Below are 20,024 nucleotides of genomic sequence, written 5' to 3' on the forward strand. Positions count from 1 at the left end.
GACAAACGTCCTTTTACCACAAAGCCCTTTCCCGCACGAGCAGGAAAGGGCTTTTCATATTAGAAAGCTCAGCACATTTCAGAGGACGGCTTGCTTCGTGCCTCGCAATGCCAGGAACTCACTCATTCACTCATTCACCCATTCACCGCTAGTCCAGCGCCCGGTCGCGGAAGAGGACGTAGCCGATGTGGGCGAAGACGCCGAAGGCGTGCTCCGAGTCGTCGTAGTGGATGAATTGCAGGGAGGCGGGGCCCACGGGGGTCTGGTAGACGAAGCCGGTCATGGCCGTGAGGTAGGGGCGGCTGACGGTGGTGCCGCGCTCGGCCAGTAGGGTGTTGCCGGCCTGCCGCTCCCACTGCCGCACCAGCACGTGGCCGTACACTTCCGTGCGCCATTCTACCGGGCCCAGCACGGCGCGGGTGTAGCGCAGGCCCACGGCCGCGTAGGCCGTGCCCCGGTAGCGGTCCAGGAACAGGGTGCGCGAGTCGGGCAGGGGCAGGAAGGCCGGGGCCGAGGTAAGCGAGGCGCGGTAGGTGGCAAAGGGCCCCTGGGTGGTGGCCACGGCATCCACGATGTAGCCCCAGGCGTGCACCTTGCGCCCCACCGAATCAACCTTGTTGAAGGTGAAATACTGCTCGGTGAAGATGCTGGCCTTCACGAAATTCTGGGTGCGGGTCCGCTCGGGCAGCTCGCCGGCGGTGGTGCCGGGCGTGTATTTTTCCTGGGCCAGCACCCCCCGCACGCTAAAGTCGACGCGGCGGCCGCTGACGGCGTACTGCTTCCGGTTCAGGGAGTTGCGCTCGAAGCGGCCGGCGGCCGTGAGGCCCTGCAGCCGGTCCTGGTCGAGCACGGCGTTGCTGCTGATTTCGTCGGTGTTGGCGTACTGGTCGCGGTTGGTGAACAGGCCCCCGCTCAGGGTGTAGCGGCTGCGGTAGTTGGGGCTGAAGCCAATCATGAGCTCGGTTTTGAAGTCGCGCTGCCCGAGCTGGGTGTTCTGGGCCGTGGAGCCCAGCAGGCCGCCGGTGTCCTGGTAGTTGAAGTTGTTGAAGGTCACGGTGGGCTCGAAGTACAGCGGCACCCGGCCCGGAATGCTGATCCGGAACGAGCCGCGGGCCCCGTTGTAGAAGCGCCCGATGGTGGCGTCGGCCCGCACGGTGTAGAGGTAGCGGTTCAAATAGCGGTAGGCCCCGCCGATGTAAAAGTTGTTCATCGACCGGGTCGAGAGCATCACGCCCAGGTCGGCGGTGAGGTTGCTGTTCTGGCGGGCGTCCACGTTCAGGATGTAGCCTTCCTTCTGCCGGTCGTAGCGGATGCGCGGGTACACGTTGTTGAAAAAGTCGTTGTTGACCAGGCGGTAGTAGCCTTCCTCCACGTCGCCGGGCGAGTAGCTGCTGCCGTTGCGCACGAAAAAGCGGCGCACGAAATCCTGCTGCTGCCGGGGCAGGCCCTGCACCTGGATTTCCTTGAAGTCGGGGCGGGGGGCCTGGTTCTGAAACTGCCGCCGCCGCTGTTGCAGGGCCAGCGTGTCTTCGCGCCGCGGAATGCGTTGCAGCATCAGGGCCATCTTCTTATCGGCCGCCTGCTCGCCCAGCTGCACCAGCTGCCGCACCTTGTTGAAGTCGGCGGCGGTGATGCCCTCCAGGTCGGGCTGGATGAAGATGCCGTTTCTGCCCACCGACAGCGTATCGGCCACGTTGGAGCCCAGGAAAATCAGGGTGCTGGTCAGCAGCTGGTCGTCCTTTTCCTTGGGGTACTTGTTGAAGGCCACGTCGCCCACGTTTACCCCGATGATGACGTCGGGCTTGAACTCGTCGCGCATCACGCCGGTGGGGAAGTTATCCACCACGGCCCCGTCGAAGAGGTAGCGGCCGTCGGCCTGCCGGATGGGCCGGAACGCCAGCGGAAACGCCATGGAGTTGCGCACCGCGTCGGAGAGGGAGCCCGCGCGCTGCACCACCTTCTCGCGGGTAAATACCTCCGAGGCCACGGCTCGGTAGGGTACCAGCAGCTTGTTGAAGTCGTAGCCGGAAATGGCGCCGGCCGGGGCCAGCATGGTGGCCAGCACGTAGTTCAGGGTCACGTCGTCGACCAGCTTGGGCGTCACCCGCGTCTTCAGGGTCGAGTCGACGGCCAGGCGCAGGTGCAGGGCCGCGGGCGAGGGGTCTACGTCGTAGTAGTTATACACCTTGCCCTCCAGCGGGGCCCCCGACACCCAGTTCTGAAACTCGGGCTTGAGCACGATTTCCTCGATTTCGTGGGGCGAATAGCCCGCCACGTACAGCGCGCCCACGATGGCGCCCATGCTGGTGCCCACGATGTAGTCGATGGGTACGCGGTTTTTTTCCAGCTGCTTGAGTACGCCCACGTGGGCCAGGCCCTTGGCGCCGCCGCCGCTGAGGACGAGGCCCACTTTCTGGGCGTGCAGGGAGGAGGGAAGCAGTAGCAGAGCGGCCAGCAGCGGAGCCAGCCAGCGGTAGATTTTTTGCATAGGGAACGGGGAAAGGCCTTACTCAGGGCCGCGGCTTTCCCTACGCATTCAGATTCGGGGAGTTGCCCCGGTGCCGCGCTAACGAAGCTGGACTATGAAAGGAGCGGGGAGTGAGGGGCGGCAAAGGGCCTCGGGGCGTCGAAAGGCCGGCCGGCCGCTGGCGCAGCAGAAACCCTGCTCCGGCCGGGCTAGGAAGGAGGCGGCAGGGGCAGTGCGGCCGTGAAAATGCCGGCCGGCTGGCTCAGGATGAGGGCCGTGCCGTGCAGCTCGGCAATGCGGCTGCTCAGCCACAGGCCCAGGCCCGCCCCCTCGCTGAGCACGTCGGCCTGGTAGTAGGCGGTGGTTAGGCGCGTCAGGTCGCCGAGGCTGCCCTGCGCCGGGTTCTGCACCGTGAGCGTGGGCCAGCCCGAGCTGGCGGCGCGGCTGACGCTCACCGTCACGCCGGCACCGGCGGGGGCGTGGCGCAGGGCATTTTCCAGCAGGTTCAGGACCACGGTAGTGAGCTTGTCGGCGTCGGCCAGGACCAGGAAGTCGGGAGCGTTTTCGTCGAGGTGGATGGTGAGGGGGCGACCCGCGGCGCGGAAGCGGGGCAGCAGGCGGTCGGCCAGGCCTAGCACCAGCTCGTCGAGGGCCACGGGCTGCAGGCTGAGCGGCAGGGCCCCGGCGCGCAGGCGGCTTACCAGCAGAAAATCATCGACCAGCCGGCTCAGCCGCCGAATTTCCTGCTGGTGCCCGGCCAGCTGGGCGCGGGCGGCAGCGGGCATATCCGGGGCCTGGCTGGCGACGCTGAGGCCGGTTTGTAAGGTGGCCAGCGGGGTACGCAGCTCGTGGGCGGCGGCGGCCAGGAAGTTGTCCTGTAGCTCGGCCCCGGCGCGCAGGCGGGCCAGCAGCTGATTCAGGGTTTCGGCCAGCTCCTGCACTTCGTCGCCGGTGGCGGGCACGGGCAGCTCGGTCAGGTCGGAGCCGCGGCCCATGCGGCGGGCTTCCCGGCTGATGCGGCGCAGGGAGCGCAGCGCCACGCGGCTCAACACCGGGGCCAGCAGCCAGGCCAGCAGCAGGCTACCCGCCACGGCCGCCGCCAACCCCTGCCGCACCTGCCGCAGCGAGGCCGCCAGGGGGGCCGCCGGGTGGGCCAGCCAGAGGGTGAGTTGGTCGTCGGGAAACAGGCCAGGGCTGCGAGCCACGCGCACCTGCCGCCAGCCGTGGGGGCGCGCCCAGCCCCACTGGGCCGACCGAAACAGCTCCTGGGCCGGCCGGCCGGGCTGCTCATACGTCACCCGCATGGTTTCGCCGGCTTGGTCGGGTAGGGCCAGCACGGGCAGCGTGCCGCTCAGGTCGGCGCGGGCCAGCAGCAGTTGGGCGCGGGCCCGGAGCCGGTCATCGTCGGCGGCGGTTAGCAGGGCCCGCAGCCGCCGGTACTGCCAGCCCCCGCCCAGCAGCGTGGTCAACAGCACCACGACCGTGAAAGCCAGCAGCAGATGGGCGCGCAGGGAAGCGGGGCGGGGCATGGGGCTGATTGGTGGTTGTTGATTGTTGATTGTTGGTTGTTGGGGTTGAGGCTAGCGGCTTGGCATGACATTCTTCGCGCATCATTCCCACGCCTGGCTCGTTCGTTTTCTCAATTCTTAATTCGATACCCGTGACCCACGACGGTTTCGAGCAGGGGCGGGAGGTGGGGAAAGGCTTTGTCGAGCTTGCGGCGGAGCTGGGAAACGTGGACTTCGATGACGTTGGAGCCCATGTCGAAATCTACTTCCCATACTTTCTCGGCAATGCGGGTTTTGGGTACCACGCGGCCGGCGTTGCGCAGCAGCAGCTCCAGCAGGGCAAATTCACGGTTGGTGAGGCTGATCGGCTGGCCGGCGCGGGTCACGGCGCGGTGCAGCGGGTCCAGCTCCAGGTCGGCTACCTGCAAGGGGGCGGCGCCGGGCTGGGCGCGCTGCCGGTCCAGGGCGCGCAGGCGGGCCAGCAGCTCGTCCAGCTCGAAGGGCTTGCGCAGGTAGTCTACCGCCCCGGCATCGAGGCCGCGAATAACGTGGGCGGTGTCGGAAAGGGCGCTGAGGATGATGACCGGCACGGCTCCAAGGCCAAACTCGCGCAAGTTGCGCAGCACGTCGAGGCCGTTCTGGCCGGGTAGCATCATGTCGAGCAGAATCAGGTCATAGGCCACGGTGGCGGCCCGCTCCAGGCCCTCGGGGCCGCTGTGGGCCACGTCGGCCACGTGCCCGGCCTGGCTCAGGCCCTGCTGCACGAAGCTGGCCAAACGGACTTCATCTTCAATCAATAGAATACGCATGCCGGAGAGCTACGGGGAAAGGGCTGGTGGGGATAAGCGGAAACAAAAAGAACGTCATGCTGCGCTTGTCGAAGCATGACGTTCTGTACTATCCTGCTCACCTGGCCTAATGTACCAGATACTGCACGCCGCCCACGGTGAGGGTTTGGGCGTGGACGCGGCGGGTGTCGGTGGCGGCTACCATCCCTTCGCGCGGGGTGAGCGGGGCGCCGGTGGCCTGCACGGTTTCGCCTACTTTCAGCTTGTCGCCGAGCTGGGTGCCGACGTGGGGCGGAAGCAGCAGTAGCGTGTTGTCGGCCAGCACCAGGCCGCGCACCAGGCCCCGGTCGTCGCGGCGCAGCTCGGTGATGCGGCCGGCCCAGGCGGTAGTGGCGGCGGAAGCACTGGCATCCGCGTCATTGGGGCGCTCCGGGCGCTGCATCAGCAGCGGGGTGCTCCCGTTTTGCAGACTTACCAGCTCCAGGCGGGCCGTGGTGGGGGCTGCGGCACTACGGTCGGCGTGGGGGCCGCGGCGGCCGGCTACGGCCCCGAAGCTGATGGTCTGGCCCGGCTTGGCGGCGGCCATTACCGCCTTGGCCATGTGCAGCGGGAAATGCACGGTGGTTTCGGTGCCGCTGAGCGTGGTGACGAAGCCGTCGTAGAAACCCTCAGGATTGGTAACGTAGCGGGCTACCGTGCCGCTCAGGCTCTGCACGGGTTGCAGGGCGTGGTCGGGGCGGGGGCCGTCTTCCCCGCGCGGGCCACCGTGGGGGCCGTGGCCGTGGGGGCCGCGGCCCTCGCCGGGAGCGGGCGGGGGGGGCAGGGTGCCGCCCGGCAATGCCGGCGCGGCGGCCGGGGTAGCGGCGGCCTTGGCGGCGCTGCGCTTGGTCTTGGTTTTGGTGGTCGTGGTGGTTTGCTGGGCCAGGGCGGGGCCGGCCAGCAGGGCGGCCAGGGTGAGGGCGCTCAGGGTTTTGGGGGAGAAAAACATGGCAGGTAAGAAAGGTAAGTCCACGGGGTTATTCCCGAAGCACGATACAAAGCTGCCGCCCCGCCCTGAGGCCGGGCTGAAGACCAGATTAATTTTTCTTCAGGTGGCCCGGGCCGCCGCGGCTCACCACTTCTTGAAAATAACGTAGACCGCCGCCACCAGCAGCGCGAAGCCCAGCACGTGGTTCCAGCCCAGCTTGTCGGTTTTGAACACGTACACGGCGCACAGCGTGAACACCGTGAGCGACACGACTTCCTGAATCACCTTGAGCTGAAACAGGCTGAAGGGCCCGCCATTTTCCTGGAACCCGATACGGTTGGCCGGCACCTGAAACACGTACTCGAAAAAGGCCAGCCCCCAGCTGATGAGAATGACGCCCACCAGCCCCAGGCCCTGCAGCCACGAAATCTTCTTGAACTCCAGGTGCCCGTACCAGGCGAAGGTCATGAACAGGTTGGAGATGGTGAGCAGCAGGACGGTGTAAACGGCTTTCATGGGGGCAGTACAAGTAAACAGACCGCAATACGGCTTTGATCAAGACAGGATGCGGTAGAGAGAATACAGGCGTTGTGTTGAGGGTAACAAGAGGGACGGGTCCGGCAAGTTGTTTCTTAACGCTCATCCGCCGGCCCGGCCACCAGCTCTCCCACGTAAAACAACCCATCCTCCGGCTTGCTGCCCAGATAGAAGCTGTCGGTGCGCACCACCCGCACGCGGCCCCGCCAGGCTGCGGGCAGCCGCCGGGGCAACGGCGCGGCGGCCACCACCACGGCCGGCAGCGGGGGCAGACGATTGGCCGGGGCCGCCCAGGTGGGCACCGCCCGCCCCGCCTGCCACACCTGCTCGATGGGCAGCTCATCCAGGGCCAGCCAGGGCAGGCGCTGCCACGCGGACCGGGCCAGGGCATGGGTCAGCCGCCGCAGCCCGGTAGCTTCCGCGCGGGTTTTCAGGGCCGCGTAGGCCGGCAGCAGCAGGGCCAGCAGCGCGCTCATCATCAGCACCGAGGCCAGGATGAGCGGGCCGGGGCGTTGCTGCCAGCCGCCGCGGGCCGCCAGGGCTGCCAGCGCGCCCAGCGCGAGGACCGTGAGCAGAAAGGCCGGATCAGCGGGCTCAAACCCCGGCAGGTGGGCCCACCACAAGGCTACCGGCACGGCTACGGCGGCCAGCGTGAGGGCCGTGGCCCAGGCGTGCAGCAGCCACCGGTCGGGGGCCGGGGCCCTGCGTTGGGCCGCTACTTCCTGCTCCCAGTAGCGCAGCAAACCCGTGAGCAGCAGCACCAGCGGGGGCAGCAGCGGCAGCATGTAGCGCTCCTTCTTGGCCGGCACCACGCTCAGCAGCACCAGCGCGGCCAGCAGCCAGGCCAGCCCGAAGCCGTAGGGCACGAACCGGGCCGCTCGCGGCCGGGCATACGGCGCGGCCAGCGCGGCCAGCGCTACCAGGGCCCACACGCCCACAAACACGGCGAAGTTGAAGTAGTACCACCCCGGCTCCACGTGCCGCTCACTCCACGACGACACCTCCACCCGGGCCACGGCCGCCGCGGCGGCCGGCACGTGCTGCCACACGTACAGCGGCCACGCCCCGCCCACCAGCAGGCCCACGCCGGCCGCTACCAGCGTGCCGCGCAAGTGCTGCCGCAGCCGGGCCCGGCCGCCCGGCTGCCAGCGCGTGAGAGTTGCCGCCACAAACGGCAGCACTAGGGTATACAAGCTCACCGGGCCCTTGCTCAGAAACGTGCCGCCCAGTAGCAGCCCCGCCCCCACGAAGGTCAGGTAAGCCGGCCCGGGCTGGTTCCAGCCCCGCGCCAGCAGCCACAAGCTGCCAATGGCCAGGCTGTTGGAAAAGATGTCCCACTGCCCCTCGCGCCCCACCGTAACGACGAGCAGACTACTGCCCAGCACCAGGGCCGCCAGCCAGGCCGTGCGGCCGGGCGCCAGGGCTTCGTCGGGGGCGGGGCGGGTCAGCTCCCGGGTCAGGCCCCAGAAGAACAGCACCAGCAGCGTCGCCATAGCGGCGGCGGGCAGGCGTAGCAGGGCGGGGTTGGCGGCTTCGTGGGTCAGGCGCAGCAGGGTGGCCACGCTCCAGGTGGGCAGGGGCGGCTTGGCCAGGCGCAGCTGCCCGTTCATGGTGGGCAGCAGCCACGAGCCCCCGGCGGCCATTTCGCGGGCGGCCACGAAGTTGCGGGCCTCCATCAGCGTGACGGGCAGCGCGCCCAGGTGGGCAAAGAAGTTGACGGCGCACACGGCCAGCACGGCCAGCAGCCGGGCCCGGGGGCGCGTCAACAACGAACGGGTAGGAGCTGCTGCCATGCGGGAAAACCGTTGGGCCGCCACCGGGGCCGCGTGAAATCGGGAGAGAACGTGCTGATTTATTAAACCACAATTCTCCGGCAGAGTTATCAAAAGCAACAGGGGCTCGTACCGTACTAGCGAAGCTGCTTAGAAAGTAAAAAACCGTCAGGTCGGGCAGGGCGAGACAGGACGGTCGGGCGAGTGGCTACGCAAGCCCCGCACCCGGGTCGACAGGGCGTTGCAGGCTAATCAGAAAACCAGATGGATATTTTTCCGACCTTTTCGGCCCCGGCTCCGCTGGGCTCACTTCGACCTACTGGCTTGCGACCCTCTACCGTGCTTGTTACCGGCTGCGCCGGCTTTATTGGCTCCCACCTCTGCGAGCGGCTGCTGCACGACGGCTACCACGTGGTGGGCCTCGACAACTTCGACCCGTTTTATCCGCGCAGCGTGAAGGAAGCCAACCTGGCCGGGTTTCTTCAGCATCCGCATTTTTCCTTCCACGAGGCCGACCTGCGCCAGGGCCCCGCCGCGCTGCCCACTTTGGAAGTAGATATCGTGGTGCACCTGGCGGCCAAGGCCGGCGTGGGGCCCTCGGTGCGGGAGCCGGCGGCCTACCTCGAAAGCAACGTGCTGGGCACCATGCACCTGCTGGAGTGGATGCGGCAGCACGGCATCGGCAAGCTGTTTTTTGCCTCGTCCTCGTCGGTCTACGGCAACTCGCCCGCCAAGCCGTTCCGGGAAGATCTGAACACGCTGGCTACCTGCATTTCGCCCTACGCGGCCAGCAAGCTGGCCGGCGAGGAGCTGGTGCACACCTACCACCACCTCTACCGCCTCGACGCGCTGAACGCGCGCTTCTTCACGGTCTATGGCCCCCGGCAGCGCCCCGATCTGGCCATTCATAAGTTTGTGCGCCTGTTGCAGGCCGGCCAGCCCATTCCGGTGTTCGGCAACGGCAGCACCTCCCGCGACTACACCTTCGTGGCCGATACCGTGGATGGCATCGTGCGCGGGGTGCGCTACCTGCTTGCCCACACCGGCGTGTTCGAAACCGTGAACCTGGGCAACAGCCGCCCCGTGCCGCTGCTGGAGCTGATTGAGGCCGTGGGCAAAGTCGTCGGCGTAGAGCCCGAGCTGTCGTTCCAGCCCCTGCAGGCCGGCGACGTCGACACGACCTTTGCCGACATCAGCAAGGCCCAACTGCTGCTGGGCTACGCGCCCCGCACGAGCTTGGCGGAGGGCCTGCGGCGGTTTGTGGAGTGGCTGCCGGTGGAGCAGGAAGCGTAACCGGGGCTAACTTCAAACCGCCGTGCCCAGCTACCCGCCACCCCCGCCCAACGCCACGCCCGAGCAGCTGCGCGCCTACGAGCGGGGCCGCTGGAACCACTTCCTGCTCGACGAAACCTGGCGCCGCACCCGCTTCAACCCCGCGCCCAACGCCCTGCTGGTAGCGGCCGTGCGCCACCGCCCCGCCGGCCGCGCCCTCGACGTCAACATGGGCGAGGGCCGCAACGCGCTGTACCTGGCCCGGCAGGGCTGGCAGGTCACCGGCATCGACCTTGCCGATCAGGCCCTGGCCTTTGCCCAGCGCCAGGCGCGGGAGCTAAGCCTGCCCCTCACCACCATAGCCCACGACGCGGCTACCTACGACTGGGGCCACCGCCAGTGGGACCTGCTAGTGCTCTGCTACGCCGACGAAAGTGCCCACGTGGCCCGCGTGCGGGCGGCCCTGAAGCCCGGCGGCATCGTCGTGTTCGAAAACTTCCACGCCGACGTAAACCAGGCCTGGAACACGCCTTCCGATAAGCAGGTCGGCTTTGCCACCAATGAGCTGAAAAACCTGTACCGCGCTGCCGGCTTCCGCATCGTGCACTACGAAGAGCCCGTAGCCGTAGCCGACTTCACCCGGGAAACTCAGCGCCTGGTGCGGCTGGTGGCGCAGAAAATGTGAGGGAGCCAAAGCTCGCGCTACTGTTTCCGTCTGAAACCGGGCTAATCCTCGTGGCCGGGCACGGCGGCTTCGGCCGGGGCGTTGCGCAGCTCGGTGGCCTCTTTCGCCAGGCGCTGCTTCTCGGTTTCGGAGGGCGTGCGGGGCAGCTTGTTCAGGTCGGGCTGGCCGGCATCGACCCAGCAGGTGTACCAGTAGCTGCTCACCAGCTTCACGGCCAGGCGCATCTGCCGCTCCACCTGCCCGTTCAGGCGCTGGTGGTACTCGTTGGTGAAGTCGCGCGAGTACACGCGCACGGTCTGGTTGCCGCGCTCCTCGAAGCCAAACTTGCGGTCCTCGGCAAACTGCGTGGTCAGCTCCCGCTCGAAGCGCAGCACCGAGTCGACGGCCGAATAGGAGCGGCCCACGGCGTTCCAGATGGTCTGGGTGGGGTTCTTGAGGTACACCGGCTGGCCCACGAAAAAGTCGTAGTTGGCGCTCAGGATTTCCGGCAGCCGGCTTTCCCAGAACCCGTGAATGCCGCGCTGCCCGGTCAGCTGCCCGTTGTAGTTGTGGGTGGTATGCAGGGGCACGCAGGCATCGGCAATGTAGTGGCCCATGTCGGCCGAAAGGCTCAGAATCCGGTCGGCGTCGCGCTTTTTAAAGGCGTCGGTCAGCTGGTATTTCATCTTCACCACCTGCCAGGGCACGATGCCGTGCTTCAGCAGCGAGTCTTCGCCGTACCGGGCCACCGCGTCGGCCCAGTTGTGGGGCAGCCGGGTCAGGGCACTGTCGCCGTACACGTCCACATCGAGGAAGTGGCGTGGGGCCTCGCCGGGCACCACCGAGCGGCGCGAGTCGGGCCGGGTGGCGTTTTCGGTCAGGTAGTCGATGTTGCTTTTATAAAACCCCACCATTTCGGGCGGCAGCGTAAACACCGACAGCCGGTTAATCAGCCGGTGCCCGAAAAACCCCCAGGCCTGGGGCTGCTGCGGCAGCAGGCACAGCAGTAAAAGTAGGGCTAGGGTAGCGGTTTTGGGCATAAAAATGAGTCAGTTTGGGGATGGTCCTGTCATCCTGAGCAAAGCGAAGGGCCTTATCACGCAAGAACAAGTCGTTGGTGCGCTAGTCGTGCTGACGTGACAAGGTCCTTCGCTTTGCTCAGGATGACAGAATAAACAACGGCGCACATGCCATTCACCACCCCCAAGTAACGAAAAACTCGCCGGCCGTTCCGCTTTTTCTGCGGCCCGACCGGCGAGTTTGTTGGCTGAGCGTGCGGGGCTTAGCGCCGGCCCTGGCCGGGGAAGCGCATGCGGTAGTCGGCACTCACGTCGCCCTTGCTGATGCGGGTGAGCTTGCCCTTGATGAGCTGCTTTTTGAAGCTCGACAAATGGTCGGTGAACAGCACGCCCTCCAGGTGGTCGTACTCGTGCTGAATCACGCGGGCCGTCATGCCCGAAAACGTGTCTTCGTGCTGCACGCGCTGCTCGTCCTCGTAGCGAATCACGATGGTTTCGTGGCGGTACACGGTTTCGCGCACGCCCGGAATGCTCAGGCAGCCTTCTTCAAAGCCCCATTCCTCGCCGGTTTCACTGACCATCACCGGGTTGATGAACGCCCGCTTCACGGGGGCTTCGGCCGGGTCGGCGTCGGCGTCTTCTTCGTCCTCGTCGTCTTCGTCGCGGGCCACCATCGGGGCCGAGTCAATCACGAACAGGCGCACGCCCTTGCCAATCTGGGGGGCGGCCAGGCCCACGCCGCTGGCGTGGTACATGGTATCAAACATATCGGCCACCAGCTGCTTGAGCTCGTCGGCGGGCATCTCGGCCGGAATTTCTTTGGCGCGGGCTTTCAGGACTGGGTCGCCAAAGGCAACAATGGGGTAAATCATCGGGATTCGAGGAAAGATTGCAAAATCAGGGTGGCGCTTACCTTGTCGACGGTGGCCTTGTCGCGGCGGTCCTTTTTCGATAGGCCGCCGGCCAGCATGGCCGCGTGGGCCATGCGCGAGGTGTAGCGCTCGTCAATTTCGTGCACCGGCAGCTCGGGAAAATCTTTGCGCAGGCGCCGCACCACGCCCACCACGGCGCTGGTCGAGTCGGTGGCTTCGTTGAGCAGGGTTTTGGGCATGCCAATCACCAGGGCCGAGAGCGGCTCGCGGCCGTGCATCGCCTTGAGGTAAGCCAGCAGGTCCTTGCTGTGAATGGTTTCGAGCGGCGTGGCAATGAGCTGGAGCGGATCCGTAACGGCCAGTCCGACCCGTTTGTGCCCGTAGTCAATGGCGAGGATGCGTCCCATGGTAAGCGTGAAAAAGACGGGAGCCGCCGGAAGAAGCCGCTCCGCTTCACAAAGATACGAGAGCCGGCAAGAATGGTAGCACCGCCGGTGCGCGCGGCCCGCCGCAGATTAAGCTGCCAGAACCCGGGGTCGGTCCCGCCGGAGGCGTAATTCGTCTAAAGGGCTGTACTTTGAAAAATTATAGATTTACCTTTGGGCTTCAGTCGTTTATGCTTCTTTTGTTTTTGTAGATTATTGAGCTGTAGCGGGTGCTTGTAGTTCTTAATTTATAAAAAATTGCACTGTTATTGGAAAATCCGGATGCGTCTATGTAGCGTAAGGGTTTCTTGGAAAAGTTTCAATAGATTTGACAACATCCCCTGGTTTGCTTCCCTCTTTTATTGCCCGAACCTCTACTCTCTCAGCTGCTTATGAACGGTGAGCTCCCCCATGCTCAGGCGCCCGACCCGGTACACGTGCCGACTCCCGCTCCCCGCAGCTCGCGGCGGCAGGTTCGGCAGCCGTTGCTGCTGGCTGTCGTGCTGGCCTGCGGTATTCTGCTGGGCGCAAACCCGTTCCGGCCTTCCGACCAGAACCCCGACGGCACGGCCCGGGGCTACCTAAAGTTCAAGGAAATCCTGAGCTACGTCGACCGTGACTACGTGGATTCCGTGGATGCCGAAGCCCTGTCCGACTACGCCATCAGCCGCATGCTGGAGCGCCTCGATCCGCACTCGGTGTTCATTCCGGCCAAGCAGCAGCAGCAGGCTTCGGCCTTTCTGCAGAGCGACTTCGACGGCGTGGGCGTGGAGTTCAACCTGTTCCGCGACACCGTGACCATCGTTTCGCCGCTCAGCGGCGGCCCCGCCGAGCAGGCCGGCCTGCACCCCGGCGACCGGATCCTGGCGGTGAACGGCGAGCAGGTATCGGGCGTGCACATCACCACCGAGGAAATGTTTGGCAAGCTGCGCGGCCCCCGCGGCAGCAAAGTGCAGCTGCTGGTGCAGCGCCGCAAGCAAACCAAGCCCCTGAGCGTGCTGGTAACCCGCAACCGCATCCCCAACAGCTCGGTGGACGTGGCCTACATGCTCGACAACGCAACCGGCTACATCAAGGTTAGCCGCTTTGCCAGTGGCACCTACGACGAGTTCAAGCAAGCTCTGGGCGATTTGCGCCGGCAGGGCCTGAGCCGCCTCGTGCTCGACCTGCGCGGCAACCCCGGCGGCTACCTCGACCGGGCCACCAAGCTGGCCGACGAGTTTATCGGCGGCACCAAGAAAATCGTGTACACCGACGGCAAAGGCGACGTGTACGACACCCAGACCTACTCGCGCACCCTGGGCGAGTTTGAGGACGGCCCGCTGGTAGTGCTGGTGGATGAGGGCAGCGCCTCGGCCGCTGAAGTGGTGGCCGGTGCCCTGCAAGACCACGACCGGGCACTGGTCGTGGGTCGGCGCACGTTTGGCAAAGGCCTGGTGCAGCAGCCCATTGCCCTCAACGACGGCTCGGAGCTGCGCCTGACCATTGCCCGCTACTACACGCCCTCGGGCCGCTCGATTCAGAAGTCGTACCGCGGCGGCTACGAGGAGTATGAGAAGGAACTGGCCCAGCGCCAGAAGCACGGCGAGTATTTCCACGCCGACAGCATCCACTTCGCCGATTCGCTGCGCTACCGCACCGACAAGGGCCGCACCGTGTACGGCGGCGGCGGCATCATGCCCGACCTGTTTGTGCCCCGCGACACCTCGGCTTACTCGCCCTACTACACCCGCCTGCAAAGCCACAACCTGGTGCGCGAGTTTGCCCTCAACTTCTACCAGGACCATAAAGCCGAGCTGGAAGGCCTGCGCTTCGAGCAGTTCAACAGCTCCTTCCGCATCTCCGACGGGCAGCTGCAAACCCTGGCCGCCCAGGCTGCCCACGACGGCGTGCCCGCCGACGCGGCCGGCCTGAAACGCTGCGCCACGCTGCTGCGCGGGCAGCTCAAGGCCCTGATTGCCCGCAGCGCCTACGGCAAAACCGCCTACTACCAGGTGCTGCGCGACCAGGATGCCGAGCTGCAGCAGGCCCTGCGCGCCCTCGACGATAATGGCTCCACGCTGCTTGGGCTGCTGAAATAAGCTGACCTCAGCCATACCCGGCCGGGCCCCGGTTTCCTCCTGGCAGGAAGCCGGGGCCCGGCTGCTTTTCGGGTAGCAGTAAGGTAAAAAATACCCAAGTGTAGGTATTGCGCCCGGCGGGTGTGGGGCCGAACTTTGATCGGGCAATGTTGCTGCTCAGTGGCTTGCCCCCGCCGCGCCAATCCGTTTGCCATGAAACGACTCTGCTTCCTATTGCTGCTGGGCCTGGGGCTGCTGGTGGCCTGGACGCGAAACCGGCCGCCCAGTCTGGCCGAGCAGCGCATCGGCCTGCTGGTCGGCCCCGACTGGGTGTGGACCAGCTGGACGGAGCAAACCGGCAGCCAACCCGTGCAGGAACGGATGGTGCCCTGCCGGCAGGACGATTTTATTCGCTTTGCGCAACATGAGGGGCAGCAGCTGTACTCGGAAAATGCCGGCCCGCGGCGCTGTGAAACAGTTACTAGGCCGTCTGCCCAGGGCCAGTGGGCGTTGAGTGAGGACGCGCAACGGCTGACCATTACCGGGGGCCGCGGCACCTTTGACGACACCTGGCAAATCGACGAGCTGAGCGCCACCCGCCTGCGCCTGGCCTACCGCACGACCACCAGCCGTGGGCCCTTCAGCATGGTCATCACCTTTACCAGGCGGCAGTAAGCTACCCGCCAGCCGATTCTTTCTGAGCTATAAAACAAGAAACGAGGCCCGTGCTCCTGGCTGCAAACAGGAGCACGGGCCTCGTTGAGCTGGGGCCTGAAGCCGATTACTTGGTCGTCGGCGCCAGGTCGTGGTAGCGGAACTGCTTGTCGATTGAGGCGAAGGGCTTGCCGTCGACCTCGGCGTAGGGGTAGATGAAGTAGTTGAGCGCCAGGCCCTGCTGGCGCGGGGCCAGCGTCAGGTCGCGGCCCCGGGTGAACTCGACGCGGTTTTCGTCGTGGGCCCCGAAGAAGTAGTTGCGGCGTGCGGGGTCCTTGGCGGCCTCGGAGGCATCGACGGGCACCCAGCCGGTGGCTTTGGTGTAGAACTCGGCCCAGCAGTGGTAGCCTTTCACCTCACCCTCGCCCCGCTCGGTGGGCAGCGGGAAGCCGATGCTGAAGCGGGCCGGAATGCCCACCGCCCGGCAGTAGCCGATGAACACGGCGTGGAAGTCGGTGCAGTTGCCGCGGCGGGCGTCGCAGGCGTAGTAGATGTCGCCGCGGCCCCAGCCCTGGCCGGTCTTGTCGTACTTCACCGTGCTGACCACGTGGTTGTAGATGGCCTGGGCTTTTTCCAGGTCGGTTTTGGCCTTGGCCTTCGCCACGACTTCCTGGGCCCAGAGCCGGATTTTGTCGTCGAGGGGCACGAGCTGATCGGCTTGTAGCCAGCGCTGCATGTCGGGGTCGGTGGCTTCTTTCTCCTTTTTCAAGCCGGCCTCGGGCATCAGCACGGGGTTCTTGTGCTCGCGCCGGGTGGCGTTGAACTGCATCGTGACCGAGAACGGGGCCGGGGCGGGGTTGAGCACGCGCAGGTGCAGCACCTTGTTGCCGTGGGCCGCGTCGAGCAGCTCGTAGGGGTATGGTGAGCTGATTTTCAGGTCCTTGATGTCCTGCGACTTGTCGGAGTGCGGCACCGGAATCCAGAGGTCGGCGGCCTTGGCCTGGGCCGGTAGGTCCTTCACCGTGGCGGTATACTCGAAGGCGAAGGTGCGGGCGTGCACCGGCGTGGTGCTGCCGGGCGACTTGCCATTCCAGGACAGCAGCGTGCCGGCCAGCAGCAGGACGGAAAAAGCTTTCGGTAGCGAAGGAAAGTGAAGCACGGCAATAAGCGGAATAAGGGTAAACGGCCGCGGCCGTAAAGGCCGGCCCGCGGCGCGCCGTAAAGGTACGGCCCGGACGTAGCTCTGTAAGACACGAATCCGGAATAGACAATTCATTTTCGGCCGGGTTGTTTCACCAGGCCCGGCTACGGCCGGCGCGGGCCGCCGGGTTTTGCGCCGGAGTGCTTACCTTCACCAACCGGAACCCCACCCGTTTTCCCACCCGAAAATTCCTTTTGTATGGCTTACTACCATCGTATTGGTCAGATTCCCCACAAGCGCCACACCCAGTTCCGCCAGCCCGACGGCTCGCTCTACTCCGAGCAGCTGGTGGGTACCCTGGGCTTCCACGGCGTCTCGTCCTTGCTCTACCACATTCACCCGCCCACCCAGATCAAGAAGGTGGGCGAGCCGGTGCCCTACGCGCCCAAGCTGCTGAAAGACCGGCCCCTGGAGCCCAGCCACCTGCGCACCCTGGGCCAGACCACCACCGGCGGCGACTACCTCAAGGCCCGGCAGACGCTCATCGGCAACGCCGACGTGACCATGAGCATCTGCAACCCCACGGAGCGGCGCATGGACTACTACTACAAGAATGCTCTGGCCGATGAGGTGATTTTCGTGCACGAGGGCAGCGGCGAGCTGTGGAGCCAGCTGGGCATCGTGCGCTTCGAGCCCGGCGACTACGTCGTGATTCCGCGCACCATCATTCACCAGCTCCACTTCGACGAAGGGCCGGTGCGCCTGCTCATCATCGAGTCGTTCAGCCCCGTGGAAACCTGCCGGCGCTACCGCAACCACTTCGGGCAGTTGCTTGAGCACTCGCCCTACTGCGAGCGGGACATCCGCCCGCCCCACGAGCTGATTTCGGGCGACGTGCGCGAGTCGGGCGACTATGTAGTCAAGATCAAGAAGGAAGGCTATTTGCACGAGCTGACCTACGGCCACTCGCCCTTCGACGTGGTGGGCTGGGACGGGTACTTCTACCCCTACGCCTTTAGCATCCACGATTTTGAGCCGATTACGGGCCGCATTCACCAGCCCCCACCCGTGCACCAGACGTTCGAGGCCCACAACTTCGTCATCTGCTCGTTCGTGCCCCGCCTGTTCGACTACCACCCCGACAGCATCCCGGCGCCCTACAACCACTCCAACGTGGATTCCGACGAGGTGCTGTACTACGTGGCCGGCAACTTCATGTCGCGCAAGGGCGTGGATCTGGCTTCGTTTACGGTGCATCCCAGCGGCATTCCGCACGGGCCGCACCCGGGCACGGTCGAGGCCAGCATCGGCAAAAAGGAAACCCACGAGCTGGCCGTCATGGTCGACACGTTCCGGCCGCTCTACCTGACCGAGGCCGCCCTGCCGTACCTGGATAAAAACTACCCGATGAGCTGGAACCCCGACTTCAAGCACGAGCCGCCCCGCGCGGCCGACATGATGGACTAGCGCGGCGCGGGGATATACCCTAAACGGCTATATTGAAGGCAGAACGCCGGGGGCACTAAAGCGCAGCCCCCGGCGTTCTGCGCTTCCTACCCTTTTTCTGCCACTCTCTGCAACTACTACCATGAAGAAACTCCTCCTGCTGGCCCCGCTGCTCCTGCTGCTGGGCGTGCTGAGCTGCAAAAAAATCAACGAGCTGCTCACCTTCGACCTGGACTACAGCCAGAATATCACGGTGCCGGGCAGCCCGATATTCATTCCGACGCCCGTGGTGCTGGCCGTGCCCGTAACCACCAAGTCGGACGAAACCTTCAAGAGCAAGAACACCGCCGCCGACCTGGTGAAGGACGTGAAGCTGAAACGCCTGGCCCTGACCATTACCGACCCGGCCGCCGAAAACTTCGACTTTCTGAACAGCATCGAAATTTCGATTGGCACCGACCAAAACGACATCGTGCCCCTGGCGTCGCTGAGCAGCATTCCCAAGGGCGTCTCGACCATCGAGCTGACGCCCAGCGGGGCCAAGCTGGACAAGTACCTGAAGGCCTCGAGCTACACGCTGCACACCAAGGTAACGGTCAACAAGGCCATCCTGAAGGACATCACCGTGCGCGCCGACACGAAGTTCACCGTCACGGCCGACCCGCTGTAAGCTGGTAACGTAGCTACTGATAAGCAAAAAGGGCCGCTGGAAACAGCGGCCCTTTTTGTTGTGTGCGGCTAATGCACCACCGTGACTTTGCGGTGCAGGATGTTGTCCCCGATTGTTACTTCCAGCAGGTACACGCCCGCCGCTAGGTCGCGCACCGGGAGGCTGAGCTGCTGGTGGCCGGCCGTTAGGTTTTGTTGCAGGGCCGTACGCACGTGCCGGCCGGTGGGCGTGAGCAGCTCGATGCGGGCCGGGGCGGCCGAGGGCAGGTCCAGGGCCAGGTTCAGGGTGTGAGTGGCCGGGTTGGGGTAGGTTTGCAGCGTGAGGTCGGGCAGGGCGCCGGGACCCTTGGCGGCCAGCACCGTCACGTCAATCAGGGCCGTCCAGACGCTGGCCTGGGTGTTGTCCATGCGCGTCCAGACGGGGCGCACCACGTTGTTGTAGGCCGTGATGTTGCTGTAGTCGCCGAAAAAGGCGCTTTCGTTGGGCACGAACGGGCTCTGGCTGAGGCGGAAGTTCTGGAAGGTCAGGCCGCCGTCGGTGCTGCGGGCTCCGTAGACGTCGGTGCGGTTGTCGGCGTAGTTGCGCCGGTCGTAGAAGACAAACCACAGGTAGCCCGTCTTCTGGTCCACGGTCATCCAGGTAAAGAACTGGTGGCGGCCGGCGGGGTCGTTGTTCACCCGAATCGGGGTGCTCCAGGTCTGGCCGCCGTCGGTGCTGCGGGCCAGCCACACGTCGGTGTCGGTGGGGCCGTTGCGCTGGTCGGTCCAGTTCACGTACACGTTGCCGCGGTGCGGGCCCGGACTGGCGTCGGCGGCCGTGACGGGCAGGCCGTTGGCGCGGTAGATGCCGGGCACGGCGTAGTCCCAGCCGCCGGGCTGGCTCACGATGGTCCGCTCGCGGGGCAGCCAGGTCTGGCCCTTGTCGAGGCTGCGGTTGAACACGATGCCGCGCGGCCCGGCCCAGGCCGAGTAGATTTCCCCGTTGGGCCCCACGGCCGGCACGGCGCCCTCCACCGTCTCGTCCTCATCCACCGCGTCGCCGCCGTAGAAGCTGATGCGCTGGGGCGTGCTCCAGGTCTGGGCCTGGTCCAGGGAGCGGGAAAACAGGATGCGGGTACTGTCGCGGGAGCTGAGGCTGCCGTAGTTGTCGAACTCGGTCCAGGTGGCGTACAGGGCGTTGGTTTTGCGGTCCACGGCCACCCATTCCTTGTCCTGCTGCTTGGGCGGGTTCAGGGCGAAGTAGCTGCGGTAGCTGAAGGGCTGGGCCGCCGCGCCGGTGCGCTGCACCAGGAGCCGGTCGATGAAGGGAAAGGCCAGCGACGACGCGCCGGGGTTCGACAGGTGAAAGTAGTAGAAGGCCCCGGTCGTGTCGGCCACCACGCACGGGTCGCCCCACACCGAGTAGGGCGAGGTCAGGGTGCGCCACGTCCAGGTGCGGCCCCCGTCGAGGGAAGTGTACTGGTTGTTGAGGTTGGCCCCGGCAATCAGCTCCTGGGTGTTCTTGGGGTTGATGGCAATGCTGGTTTCATTAGGCGAGTTCTGCACGCTGATCAGCACGTTGGGGTGCTGCGACTGGGCCCGCAGCCCGACTGACAGGCATACCAAGCCAAGCAGTAGAAGTTGTTTCATAAGTCAGCAATAGGGAAACCCCACCCCAACCCCTCCCCACGGGGAGAGGGGCTTACGTTAGTATTACAATGACTTCCAATCGTGTCGTTGCAATGGTAAAATAAGCCCCTCTCCCAGAGGGGAGGGGTTGGGGT

General features: G+C 65.5%; 17 protein-coding genes. 6 read left to right on the plus strand and 11 right to left on the minus strand.

Annotated elements, in window-relative coordinates:
* Window positions 1-148: 148 nt before the first annotated feature.
* The 6 genes from E5K00_RS13970 to E5K00_RS13995 all read right to left on the minus strand — a co-directional run bounded on the left by E5K00_RS13970 (window position 149) and on the right by E5K00_RS13995 (window position 8,060).
* Entirely contained in the window at window positions 149-2,488 is a 2,340-nt protein-coding gene (locus tag E5K00_RS13970) for a patatin-like phospholipase family protein (RefSeq protein ID WP_135463943.1), read from the minus strand.
* Window positions 2,489-2,676: 188 nt separating this feature from the next.
* Complete coding sequence (locus tag E5K00_RS13975; protein ID WP_135463944.1) at window positions 2,677-3,996, minus strand: HAMP domain-containing sensor histidine kinase; 1,320 nt, start codon at window positions 3,994-3,996, stop codon at window positions 2,677-2,679.
* Window positions 3,997-4,106: 110 nt separating this feature from the next.
* Window positions 4,107-4,784 (minus strand): response regulator transcription factor, encoded by a 678-nt coding sequence (locus E5K00_RS13980; protein ID WP_135463945.1) that lies wholly within the window; start codon window positions 4,782-4,784, stop codon window positions 4,107-4,109.
* A 106-nt stretch (window positions 4,785-4,890) separates the two neighbouring features.
* Window positions 4,891-5,751, minus strand: a complete 861-nt coding sequence (locus tag E5K00_RS13985; RefSeq protein ID WP_135463946.1) for a hypothetical protein — start codon at window positions 5,749-5,751, stop codon at window positions 4,891-4,893.
* 123 nt (window positions 5,752-5,874) lie between these two features.
* On the minus strand, window positions 5,875-6,246 hold the full coding sequence (locus E5K00_RS13990; protein WP_135463947.1) for a DMT family protein: 372 nt from the start codon (window positions 6,244-6,246) through the stop codon (window positions 5,875-5,877).
* A 116-nt stretch (window positions 6,247-6,362) separates the two neighbouring features.
* The gene (locus E5K00_RS13995; protein WP_135463948.1) at window positions 6,363-8,060 is read right to left on the minus strand and encodes an ArnT family glycosyltransferase; all 1,698 of its coding nucleotides are present in this window, start codon (window positions 8,058-8,060) and stop codon (window positions 6,363-6,365) included.
* 303 nt (window positions 8,061-8,363) lie between these two features.
* On the opposite strand from E5K00_RS13995, the gene E5K00_RS14000 reads away from it, so the two are divergent.
* A complete protein-coding gene (locus E5K00_RS14000; RefSeq protein WP_245328298.1) occupies window positions 8,364-9,332 on the plus strand; it encodes a GDP-mannose 4,6-dehydratase in 969 nt (322 codons plus the stop codon).
* Between the two features lie 22 nt (window positions 9,333-9,354).
* Window positions 9,355-9,996, plus strand: a complete 642-nt coding sequence (locus E5K00_RS14005) for a class I SAM-dependent methyltransferase (RefSeq protein WP_135463950.1) — start codon at window positions 9,355-9,357, stop codon at window positions 9,994-9,996.
* A 41-nt stretch (window positions 9,997-10,037) separates the two neighbouring features.
* Here E5K00_RS14005 and E5K00_RS14010 read toward each other — a convergent pair whose 3' ends face one another.
* The 3 genes from E5K00_RS14010 to ruvX all read right to left on the minus strand — a co-directional run bounded on the left by E5K00_RS14010 (window position 10,038) and on the right by ruvX (window position 12,273).
* Complete coding sequence (locus tag E5K00_RS14010) at window positions 10,038-11,015, minus strand: zinc dependent phospholipase C family protein (RefSeq protein ID WP_135463951.1); 978 nt, start codon at window positions 11,013-11,015, stop codon at window positions 10,038-10,040.
* Window positions 11,016-11,257: 242 nt separating this feature from the next.
* On the minus strand, window positions 11,258-11,866 hold the full coding sequence (gene def, locus E5K00_RS14015; RefSeq protein ID WP_135463952.1) for a peptide deformylase: 609 nt from the start codon (window positions 11,864-11,866) through the stop codon (window positions 11,258-11,260).
* Window positions 11,863-12,273 carry a Holliday junction resolvase RuvX gene (gene ruvX, locus E5K00_RS14020; RefSeq protein WP_135463953.1) on the minus strand — a complete coding sequence of 137 codons (411 nt, stop codon included), beginning with the start codon at window positions 12,271-12,273 and terminating at the stop codon, window positions 11,863-11,865. The genes def and ruvX overlap by 4 nt, the downstream gene beginning before the upstream one ends.
* 410 nt (window positions 12,274-12,683) lie before the next feature.
* Between ruvX and E5K00_RS14025 the strand changes: the two genes are divergently transcribed.
* Together E5K00_RS14025 and E5K00_RS14030 are read left to right on the plus strand one after the other, a co-directional pair.
* The gene (locus tag E5K00_RS14025) at window positions 12,684-14,372 is read left to right on the plus strand and encodes a S41 family peptidase (protein ID WP_135463954.1); all 1,689 of its coding nucleotides are present in this window, start codon (window positions 12,684-12,686) and stop codon (window positions 14,370-14,372) included.
* Between the two features lie 192 nt (window positions 14,373-14,564).
* Window positions 14,565-15,026: a lipocalin family protein gene (locus E5K00_RS14030; protein ID WP_135463955.1), complete on the plus strand. Its 462-nt coding sequence runs from the start codon at window positions 14,565-14,567 to the stop codon at window positions 15,024-15,026.
* Window positions 15,027-15,132: 106 nt separating this feature from the next.
* Here E5K00_RS14030 and E5K00_RS14035 read toward each other — a convergent pair whose 3' ends face one another.
* A complete protein-coding gene (locus E5K00_RS14035; protein ID WP_245328299.1) occupies window positions 15,133-16,164 on the minus strand; it encodes a transglutaminase-like domain-containing protein in 1,032 nt (343 codons plus the stop codon).
* A 240-nt stretch (window positions 16,165-16,404) separates the two neighbouring features.
* On the opposite strand from E5K00_RS14035, the gene E5K00_RS14040 reads away from it, so the two are divergent.
* Together E5K00_RS14040 and E5K00_RS14045 are read left to right on the plus strand one after the other, a co-directional pair.
* Entirely contained in the window at window positions 16,405-17,613 is a 1,209-nt protein-coding gene (locus E5K00_RS14040; RefSeq protein ID WP_135463957.1) for a homogentisate 1,2-dioxygenase, read from the plus strand.
* A gap of 121 nt (window positions 17,614-17,734) precedes the next feature.
* Complete coding sequence (locus E5K00_RS14045) at window positions 17,735-18,262, plus strand: hypothetical protein (RefSeq protein ID WP_135463958.1); 528 nt, start codon at window positions 17,735-17,737, stop codon at window positions 18,260-18,262.
* A 68-nt stretch (window positions 18,263-18,330) separates the two neighbouring features.
* Here E5K00_RS14045 and E5K00_RS14050 read toward each other — a convergent pair whose 3' ends face one another.
* Window positions 18,331-19,890, minus strand: a complete 1,560-nt coding sequence (locus E5K00_RS14050) for a T9SS type A sorting domain-containing protein (RefSeq protein ID WP_135463959.1) — start codon at window positions 19,888-19,890, stop codon at window positions 18,331-18,333.
* Between the last annotated feature and the right edge of the window lie 134 nt (window positions 19,891-20,024).

Origin of the sequence: Hymenobacter aquaticus (assembly GCF_004765605.1) — a bacterium.
Lineage (GTDB): Bacteria > Bacteroidota > Bacteroidia > Cytophagales > Hymenobacteraceae > Hymenobacter > Hymenobacter aquaticus.

Bases quoted from the DNA above. Each gene is read 5' to 3' on its own strand.
- E5K00_RS13970 (WP_135463943.1), bottom strand. From the start codon at position 2,488: ATGCAAAAAATCTACCGCTGGCTGGCTCCGCTGCTGGCCGCTCTGCTA.
- E5K00_RS13975 (WP_135463944.1), bottom strand. From the start codon at position 3,996: ATGCCCCGCCCCGCTTCCCTGCGCGCCCATCTGCTGCTGGCTTTCACG.
- E5K00_RS13980 (WP_135463945.1), bottom strand. From the start codon at position 4,784: ATGCGTATTCTATTGATTGAAGATGAAGTCCGTTTGGCCAGCTTCGTG.
- E5K00_RS13985 (WP_135463946.1), bottom strand. From the start codon at position 5,751: ATGTTTTTCTCCCCCAAAACCCTGAGCGCCCTCACCCTGGCCGCCCTG.
- E5K00_RS13990 (WP_135463947.1), bottom strand. From the start codon at position 6,246: ATGAAAGCCGTTTACACCGTCCTGCTGCTCACCATCTCCAACCTGTTC.
- E5K00_RS13995 (WP_135463948.1), bottom strand. From the start codon at position 8,060: ATGGCAGCAGCTCCTACCCGTTCGTTGTTGACGCGCCCCCGGGCCCGG.
- E5K00_RS14010 (WP_135463951.1), bottom strand. From the start codon at position 11,015: ATGCCCAAAACCGCTACCCTAGCCCTACTTTTACTGCTGTGCCTGCTG.
- def (WP_135463952.1), bottom strand. From the start codon at position 11,866: ATGATTTACCCCATTGTTGCCTTTGGCGACCCAGTCCTGAAAGCCCGC.
- ruvX (WP_135463953.1), bottom strand. From the start codon at position 12,273: ATGGGACGCATCCTCGCCATTGACTACGGGCACAAACGGGTCGGACTG.
- E5K00_RS14025 (WP_135463954.1), top strand. From the start codon at position 12,684: ATGAACGGTGAGCTCCCCCATGCTCAGGCGCCCGACCCGGTACACGTG.
- E5K00_RS14030 (WP_135463955.1), top strand. From the start codon at position 14,565: ATGAAACGACTCTGCTTCCTATTGCTGCTGGGCCTGGGGCTGCTGGTG.
- E5K00_RS14040 (WP_135463957.1), top strand. From the start codon at position 16,405: ATGGCTTACTACCATCGTATTGGTCAGATTCCCCACAAGCGCCACACC.
- E5K00_RS14045 (WP_135463958.1), top strand. From the start codon at position 17,735: ATGAAGAAACTCCTCCTGCTGGCCCCGCTGCTCCTGCTGCTGGGCGTG.
- E5K00_RS14050 (WP_135463959.1), bottom strand. From the start codon at position 19,890: ATGAAACAACTTCTACTGCTTGGCTTGGTATGCCTGTCAGTCGGGCTG.